2 protein-coding genes are annotated in these 9,293 nt (G+C 74.7%); both read left to right on the top strand.

Annotated elements, in window-relative coordinates:
* Positions 1 to 5,389 (top strand): type I polyketide synthase (locus tag AAHZ94_RS05755; RefSeq protein WP_349991069.1); only part of this gene is annotated, 5,389 nt, incomplete at its 5' end.
* Entirely contained in the window at positions 5,386 to 9,246 is a 3,861-nt protein-coding gene (locus AAHZ94_RS05750; RefSeq protein WP_349991068.1) for an SDR family NAD(P)-dependent oxidoreductase, read from the top strand. The genes AAHZ94_RS05755 and AAHZ94_RS05750, both read left to right, overlap by 4 nt.
* Positions 9,247 to 9,293 lie beyond the last annotated feature (47 nt).

Here is a 9,293-nt window from a genome sequence, read left to right as displayed (position 1 = left end):
GGGGCCGGCGGGGGCCCTGGCGCGCCCCCGCCCCCCCCCGCCCCCCCGGGACCGCCGCGGGGCCCCCCCCCCCCGCCGCGCCGGGGGGGGGCCCGGGGGCGCCGCGGCCCGGGCGGGGGGCGCCGGCACCCGCTTCCCGCGGCCCGACCTCGCCCAACAGTTCGTACCGCCGGCCGGCGCCCTGGAACGCAAGCTCGCCGACCTGTGGGGCGACCTGCTCGGCGTGGACGGCATCGGCGCCCGCGACAACTTCTCCGACCTCGGCGGCACCTCGCTGATGGTGCTGCAACTCGTCAAGCAGATCCGCCGCGAGTTCGCCGTCACGGTCTCGCCCATCACGCTCTTCGAGGCGCCCACCGTGCACGCGATGGCCGCGGTCATCGCCGAACTGCGCGGCGACACCCCGCAGACCGCGCCGCAGCCGGCCGAGCCGGTGGCCCGCGCGCCGCGCGTACGCACCGACGACGACCGGATCGCCGTGGTCGGCCTGGCCGGCCGCTTCCCCGGCGCCGCCGACATCGCCGCCTTCTGGGAGAACCTCAGCAACGGCGTCGAGTCCGTCAGCCGCTTCACTCCCGAGGAACTGCTCGCCTCCGGCGTCGCCCCCGAGTTGGTGCACGACCCGAACTACGTGCCGGCGCGGCCGGTCCTGGACGACATCCGCACCTTCGACGCCGGCTTCTTCGGCTACAGCCCCCGCGAGGCGTCCACCACCGACCCGCAGCACCGGTTGTTCCTCGAATGCGCCTGGGAGGCGCTGGAACACGGCGGCTACGGCACCGCCGCGGGCCGCGGCCGGGTCGGCGTCTTCGCCGGCTCCAACCTCAGCACGTACCTGATGTTGCAGGCCGCGAGCCTCGCCGACGCCGGCGAGGCCGACCTGTACAGCACCGTCATCGGCAACGACAAGGACTCGCTGGCCACCGGAGTCTCCTACAAGCTGGGCCTGACCGGACCGAGCCTGTCCGTGCAGACCTTCTGCTCCACCGCCCTGGTCGCCACCCACCTGGCCTGCCAGAGCCTGCGGCACGGCGAGTGCGAAATGGCGCTGGCCGGCGGCGCCGGCATCCACGTACCCGACCGGGTGGGACACCTGTACGTGCCCGGCGGCATGGAGTCGCCGGACGGGCGGGTACGCACCTTCGACGCACAGGCGGGCGGCACCCTGTTCGGCGACGGCGTCGGCGTGCTGCTGCTCAAGCGGCTCGATCAGGCGCTGGCCGACGGCGACACGGTGCACGCGGTGATCCGCGGCTCGGCCATCAACAACGACGGCTCCCTGAAGGTGGGTTACACCGCGCCCAGCGTCGTCGGCCAGGCCACCGTGGTCGCCGACGCGATGGCCGCGGCCGGCGTCACGGGCGATGACATCGGCTACATCGAGGCACACGGCACGGCCACCGAACTCGGCGACCCCATCGAAGTGCGGGCCCTGGTCAAGGCGTTCGGGCCGACCACGCGCAAGCAGTACTGCCCCATCGGTTCGGTGAAGACCAACATCGGCCACCTCGGTGCCGCGGCCGGCGCCAGCGGCCTCATCAAGACCGTCCTCGCCCTGCGCCACCGCCAACTCCCACCCAGCCTCAACTTCGACTCACCCAACCCCGAGATCGACTTCGGCAGCAGCCCCTTCTACGTCAACACCGCACTCACACCCTGGCAGGTCGAGCCGGGCCGGACCCGCATCGCCGGCGTCAACTCGCTCGGCATGGGCGGCACCAACGTGCACGTCGTCGTCGAAGAGCCGCCAGGGCCACAGCCCGCGGCGCCGGGCGGCCCCGACCGCCGCTACGAGCTCTTCCCGCTCTCCGCCCGCACGGCGGACGCCGCCGACCAGGCCGTCGCCCGCCTCGGCAGCCACCTGCGCCACCACCCCGAGACACCCCTCGACGTCGCCTACACCCTCCAGGCAGGGCGGGAGCGCTTCGAACACCGCCGGGTGCTGGTCGCCCAGACGCCCGAAGCGCTGCACACCGCGACCGAGGGCGCCGACGCGGCCGGATCGGTCGCCGGTCTGATGCGCCGGGCCGACGCGACAGCGGCCAGGCCGGTCGACTTCCTCTTCGCCGGCGTCGGCGAGCAGTACCCGGGCCTGGTCGGCGAGCTCTACCACCGGGAGCCCGAGTTCAAGGCGGCCGTCGACGCCTGCCTCGACCTGCTGCCCGACACCGGCGCCGACCTGCGCCGGCTGCTGACCACGGTGCGCGAACGCCCCGCCGACGACGGCGACGTGTTCGCCGCGATGCTCGGCCGCGGCGGCCCGGCCGACGCCGCCGACGAGGCGGCAGCCGCCGAACTCGCCCGCACCGAACTGGCCCAGCCCGCCGCCTTCGTCGTCGACTACGCCCTGGCCCGCCTCCTCGGCAGTTGGGGCATCACCCCGGCCACCATGCTCGGCTACAGCCTCGGCGAGTACGTCGCCGCCTGCCTCGCCGGCGTACTCACCCTGCCCGACGCGCTGCGCCTGGTCGCCCACCGGGCCGCGCTGATCGGCCGGCTGCCCGCCGGCGCCATGCTCTCGCTGCCGCTCTCCACGCAGGACCTCGGCACCAGGTTCGGCAACCTCGCCGACCTCGGCCTGGACATCGCCGTCAACAACGGCCCCGACCTGACCGTGATCGGCGGCCCGGTCGACGCCGTCGACGCCTTCGAAGCCCGCCTCCAGGCCGCCGACGTACCCGGCCGCCGGCTGGCCACCACGCACGCCTTCCACACCCGCATGCTGGAGCCGATCAGCGCCGAACTCACCGCCTGGATCAGCGAGCACATCACCCTGCACCCCCCGCAGCGCCCCTACCTCTCCAACGTGACCGGCGAACTCGCCACCGCCGACCTGGTCACCGACCCCGGCTACTGGGCCCGCCACATGTGCACCACCGTGCGCTTCTCCGCCGGCCTCGCCCACCTGCTGGCCGAGCCCGACACCGTGCTCCTGGAGATCGGCCCCGGGCAGTCGCTCGGCGCCATGGTCCGGGTGCACCCCGACTGCCCGCGCGACCGGTGGCCGCTGGTGGTGCCCACACTGCCGGCCCAGGCCGACCCGCGCCCGGACGACCAGGTCGTCACCGAAACCCTGGCCAGGCTGTGGCTGGTCGGCACCGACATCGACTGGACCGGCTACCACCAGGGCCGGCCCGTCCACCGCGTACCGCTGCCCACCTACCCCTTCCAACGCCGCGAGTACTGGCTCGACCCGGCCCGCACCCAGCGCCCCGCGGCCCCCGCCGCAGCCGTCGACGTGCAGCTCACCGACGTCACGCTGGACGACGTCAAGCGGGCCCCGCTGCCCCTGCTGCCCGAAGCGGACTGGCTGCACGCCCTGGTGTGGCGGCAGACCGCACCGCGCGGCGGACGCCTGCCGGCCGGCCGCTGGCTGGTGTTCACCGACACCGGCGCTGCTGACGAGGTGTGCGCGCCCCTGACCCGCCGCCTCACCGCGGCCGGCGGCACCGTCACCCTGGTCCGCCCGGCCGAAGGCCCGGGCGCGTTCGAGGCAGACGGCGACGGCTACCGGGTCCGCCCGGGCGACGCCGGCGCGCTGCGCACCCTGATGCGCGGGCTCCGCGACGGCGACGGGCTGCCCGACCGCATCGTCCACCTGTGGACCCTCAGCCTCCCCGCCCCCGTAGCACCGCTGCCCAACGCCGACGAGGTGGAACGGGCGCTGGTGTACGGCGCCGACACGCTCGTCGGCATCGCCACCGCGGCCAGCGACGTGGGTGCCGAGAAGTGGTCCCTTGACGTGGTCACCTGCGGCACCCGGGCGGTCACCGGCGCCGAGCGGGTACGCCCCGAACTGAGCACCGTCAGCGGCCCCGTACGCGGCATCCCGCTGGAGTACACCGACGTCTCCTGCCGGATGATCGACACCGACCCGGTACGCCCCGCGGGCGCCGCCGCGCTCGCCGCGCGCATCGCGGCCGCACTCGGCGACGGCGACCTGGAACCCGTGGTGGCGCTGCGCAACGGCCGGCGCTGGCTCCCCGACTACGAGACGCTGCCCGACCAGCCGGCCCCCGCAGGCCCCGGCGGCTCCGCTGGCTTCACTGGCCTCACCAGCGCCGACCGACCCGCCGATCCCGCTGCCACCGACCGCCCCGCCGGCAACCCCATCGACCCGGGCCCGCTGCGCCCCGGCGGCGTCTACCTGGTCACCGGCGGCCTCGGCGGCATCGGACTGGCCATGGCCGAACGGCTGGCCCGCGACACCCGGGGCAAGCTGGTGCTCTTCGGCCGCACCGGACTGCCGCCGCGCGAGACCTGGCAACAGGCGCTCGACGACCCGGCCGTCAGCGACGAGGTGCGCCGCCGCCTCACCGGCGTACTGCGGCTGGAAGAACACGGCGCCGAGGTGGAGATCGTCACCGGCGACGTGAGCGTGGTGGCCGACGCCGCGCGGGCCGTGCGCGTCGCTCGCGAACGGTTCGGCGCCCTGCACGGCGTGCTGCACGCCGCGGGGCTGCCCGGCATCGGCCTCATGCAGTTCAAGACCATCGCCGACATGCGCAAGGTGATGGCGCCCAAGACCGGCGGTACCCTCGCCCTCGAACAGGCCCTGGACGGCGTCCCGTTGGACTTCCTCGTCCTCTTCTCCTCCATCACCTCCGCCACCGGCGGCGGCCCGGGACAGGTCGACTACAGCGCCGCCAACTCCTTCCTCGACTCCTACGCCGAGGCCACCGCCACCGCCGCTGCCACCGGCACCACGGAGGGCGGCCCGGCCGGCCGCCGCACCCTGACCATCGGCTGGGGCGAATGGCAGTGGAACGCCTGGGAGGCCGGGCTCGCCGGCTACGACGTGGACGTACGGGACTTCTTCCGCGCCAACCGGCAGCGCTTCGGCATCGACTTCGACGCCGGCTGGCGCCTGCTGCTGCGGGCGCTGCGCCAGGACCAGCCGTACGTGGTGGCCAACACCCAGGACTTCTCCCTGATGGAGCGGCTGAGCCGGAACTTCACCGTCGAACTGGTCGGCGGCGGACGCAACGCCGGCCCCCAGGAGGGCACCAGGCACCCACGGCCCGACCTGGTCACCCCGTTCGTACCGCCGTCCGGCGAGGTGCAGCAGGTCATCGCCGACGTCTGGGCCGACCTGCTGGGACTGGCCGAGATCGGCGCCGACGACAGCTTCTTCGACCTCGGCGGCAGCTCCTTGATCGGCATGGAAGTGATGGCCCGCATCCGCCGCCGGCTCGCCATCGACGAACTCGCCCCGCACGTGCTCTACGAGGCACCCTCCGTGGCCCGCCTCGCCACCCTGCTCGCCGGCCGGGGCGCACCGGCCGGCGGCCCGGCGACCCCCACGGACACCGCCGACGCCCAGGACCGCAGCGACCGGCGCAAGCGCAGCCTGCGCCGCGCCAAGAACCGGGAGGCCGAGGGCGCATGAGCGAGGACATCGAATCCCGGCTGGCGATCGTCGGCATGGCGGGCCGCTTCCCCGGCGCGCCCAGCGCCGAGGACCTGTGGCGCAACCTCAGCCACGGCGTCGGCGGCATCCGCGACATCACCCAGGAGGAGCTGACGGCGGCCCGGGTCCCCCCGGCCGCCCAGGCGGACCCGCGCTACGTGCGCCGCGGCGCCCCACTGTCCGACACCGGCCTCTTCGACGCCACCTTCTTCGGCTACAGCCCGCGCGAGGCGGAGGTGGCCGACCCGCAGCACCGGATGTTCCTGGAGTGCGCGTGGGAGGCGCTGGAGGTGGCCGGGTACCGGCCGAACGCCGTACCGGGCAAGGTCGGCGTGTTCGGCGGGGTGGCCCCCAGCCAGTACGGCATGCGCCATGTGCTCGGCCGCCCCGAGGTGATGGCCACCATCACCCTGGAGCAGTACGGCATGGGCACCACGGCCGACTCGCTGTGCGCGGTCGTCGCGTACAAACTCGGCCTGACCGGCCCGGTGCTCGGCGTGCAGACCAACTGCTCCACCTCGCTGGTGGCCGTGCACCTGGCCGCGCAGAGCCTGCTGACCTACGACTGTGACGTCGCGCTGGCCGGCGGCGCCGCCATCTTCGACCCGCTGCCCACCGGCTACCAGTTCGAGGAGGGCTCGATCACCTCGCCGGACGGCGTGGTGCACAGCCTGGACGCGGACGCCGACGGCACCGTGATGGGCAACGGCGTCGGCCTGGTCGCCCTCAAGCGGCTGGCCGACGCGCAGCGCGACGGCGACCACGTGTGGGCCGTCCTGCTGGGCAGCGCGCTCAACAACGACGGCGCCGCCCGGGCCGGCTACAGCGCCCCCGGCGTCGACGGCCAGAGCGCCGTGATGGGCTACGCCCTCGCGGTGGCCGAGGTGGACCCGGCCACCGTCGGCTACCTGGAGTGCCACGCCACCGGCACCCGGCTCGGCGACAGCATCGAGTTGGCCGCCGTCGAGCGGGCCTACACCGGCACCCCGGCCACGCCCAGGGTGCTCTCCTCGCTCAAGCCCGACATCGGCCACCTGGACCGGGCCTCCGGCGTCGCCGGACTGATCAAGGCCACCCTCGCCCTGCACCACAGGACGCTGCCCGCCACCCGCGGCTTCAAGACCCCGAACGCGGCGCTCGCGCCGCTCGGCGACCGGTTCACGGTGCTCACCGAGGACCGGCCGTGGCCGCGGCCCGCGGACCACCCGCGGCGGGCCGGCGTGAACTCCTTCGGCGCCGGCGGCACCAATGTGCACGTCCTCCTCGAAGAGGCACCGGCCCTGCCCGCGCCACCGGCCGCGACCGGCCCGCACCTGCTGGTGCTCTCGGCCCGCAGCCGCGACGCGCTCACCACCGCCACCCGGCGCCTCGGCGACCACCTGCGCAGCCACCCCGATCTCCGGCTCGCCGACGTGGCCCACACCCTGCAAGCCAGCCGCACCGGCTTCGCCCACCGCGCGGCCGTGCTGTGCACCGACACCGAGGACGCCGTACGGGCCCTGGCCGGCCCCGACCGGCTGCGCACCGCGGGACCGGTGACCCCGACCGGCCAGCGGCACCGGCCCACCGGCCCGCAGGACGCCGCCGAGAACTGGCTGGCCGGCGGCGACGTCGACTGGTCGGCCCTGCACCAGGGCCCGCGGCGGCGCGTCCCGCTGCCCAGCTACCCCTTCGAGCGGCGCCGTTACTTCCTCGAACCGGCCGAACTGCCCGCCGGCCTCGCCGGCCTCGGCGCCCCACCCACCACCGGCCGGGCAGCGGGGGGGGCACCGCGGCCCGCGGGCCGCATCCCCGAGATCGGCGACTGGTTCTCGCACCCCGTCTGGCGCACCGCGCCGCTCCCGTACGGGCCGAGCGCGGACGACCTGCGCGGGCGCGGGCCCTGGTGGGTGGTGGCCGACGGCGGGCCGGGGCTGGCCGCCGCCCGGCTGCTGGCGGCGCAGGGCGCGGACGTGGTGCTGCTGCGCCCGACCGGCGCCGCGCGGCCCGTGGCCGATCTGCCGGGTCTGCGGGTCCGTGACATTGATCCGACCGTACGGGCCGACGTCGAACGCGCCCTCGCCGACCTCGGCCGGCCCCGCTCGGTCCTGCACACCCTCAGCCTGTCGGCCGGTCAACAGGCCGATGGTGACCGGCAGTTCGCTGATGCGCAACGGCTCGGCTTCTACTCCGTGCTGGCCCTGGTCGGCGCGCTCTCGCAGGACAGCAACCCGGGCCCGGTGGACCTGCTGCTGTGCACCGCGGGCGCGGTCGAGGCCGTCGGCGGCGACCTGCGCCACCCCGAGCAGGCCACCCTGCTCGGTCTGCAACCGGTGATCAACCAGGAGTTCGGCGACCTCACCTGCCGACTGCTCGACCTGGACCCGGCGGATCTGGAGCTGGCCGATCTGGAGCTGGCCGATCTGGGCCTGGGAGATCTCGCCCCGGCGGCTCTGGCCCCAGGGTTGGACCAAGCGGCTCCGGCCCCGGGGCGGGACTCAGGGTTGGACAGGGCCGCCCAGGACGTGGGGGCGGACCCAGGCTTGGACCAGACGGCCCAGGACCTGAGGTCAGCCCCAGGGTTGGACCAGGCAGCCCCGGACCAGGGCCAGGACCCGGCCGCCACGGCCGGCGTCACCGCCCACGCACGGCTGGCCGCCGAACTGCTCGCCGAGACGGGCACCGAAGGCACCGAACCGGCCGCACTGCGCGGACCGAGCCGCTGGATACGCTCCTTCGACCCGATCTGGGTGGGCCCGGTCCGCGAGGGCCAGCAGCCCGTACCCGAGCAGGCCACCATCCTGATCACCGGCGGCCTCGGCACCGTCGGCACCGCCATGGCCCGGCACTTCGCCGCCGCCGGCCACCGCCTGGTGCTCACCGCGCGGACCCCGCTGCCGCCGCCTGAACAGTGGCAGCAGTGGCTGGCCGAGCACCCGGCAGACGACCGCACGGCCGGCCACCTGCGCACCCTGATCGAGCTGCGCGAGCAGGGGGCGCAGGTGCTCACCGCGGCGGCCGACGCGGCCGACCGGGACCAGATGGCCGCCGCACTGGCCGCCGCCAGGGACCGCTTCGGCCCCATCGACGTCGTCATCCACGCCGCCGGCGCCCAGGGCCGGGAGTACTTCGGTTTCGCACCCGGGCTCAGCCGCGCCGTGTGCGAGGCACACTTCGCGACCAAGGTGACCGGACTGCGGGTGCTCGACGAACTCCTCGCCCCCGACGAAGCACCTCTACGACTGACCATGTCCTCGCTGGCCGCGGTGCTCGGCGGCGTCGCCTACGGCCCGTACGCCGCGGCCAACGCCGCCATGGACGCCTATGCCAGCGCACTGCGCCCGCGGACCGGCTGGCTGCCGGTCAACTGGGACACCTGGAACCTGGGCGAGGACCCGCACGGCGACTACGGCGTCACCATGAAGGACTACTTCTACGACGCCGACGAGGGGTGCGAAGTACTGGAACGCTGCCTGTCGGTCGCCCATCGGGTGCCTCAACTCACCATCTCCACCGGTCCGTTGGAACAGCGCTTCGACCAGTGGACACGGCTCAACCAGACCGAACCCACCCCGCCGCGCACCCGCTACCCGCGGCCCGAGCTGCTGGTGCCGTTCGAGCCGCCCGCCTCGGAGCGGGAGGCCGCGCTCGTCGAGATCTGGAGCGAGATCCTCGGCATCGACGGCCTCGGCGTCAACGACAACTTCTTCGACCTCGGCGGCCACTCGCTCGCGGCCGTCCGGATGATGGCCCAGGTCAGAGCGGAGTTCGGGGGCTTCCCCGGCGACGTGTTGATCGAGAACCCGACGGTACGCAGCTTCAGCAAGGTGCTCCCGGCACCCCACGCGGCACCGTGACCCAACCCGCCTCGCCCCAACCCACCTCGCCCAACCCAACCCAACCC

Origin of the sequence: Streptomyces sp. HSW2009, from assembly GCF_040240285.1 — a bacterium.
Lineage (GTDB): Bacteria > Actinomycetota > Actinomycetes > Streptomycetales > Streptomycetaceae > Streptomyces.
The sequence above is the reverse complement of the archived record's forward strand: the minus strand, read 5'-3'. Positions and strand labels throughout refer to the sequence as shown.

Bases quoted from the DNA above. Each gene is read 5' to 3' on its own strand.
- AAHZ94_RS05750 (WP_349991068.1), top strand. From the start codon at position 5,386: ATGAGCGAGGACATCGAATCCCGGCTGGCGATCGTCGGCATGGCGGGC.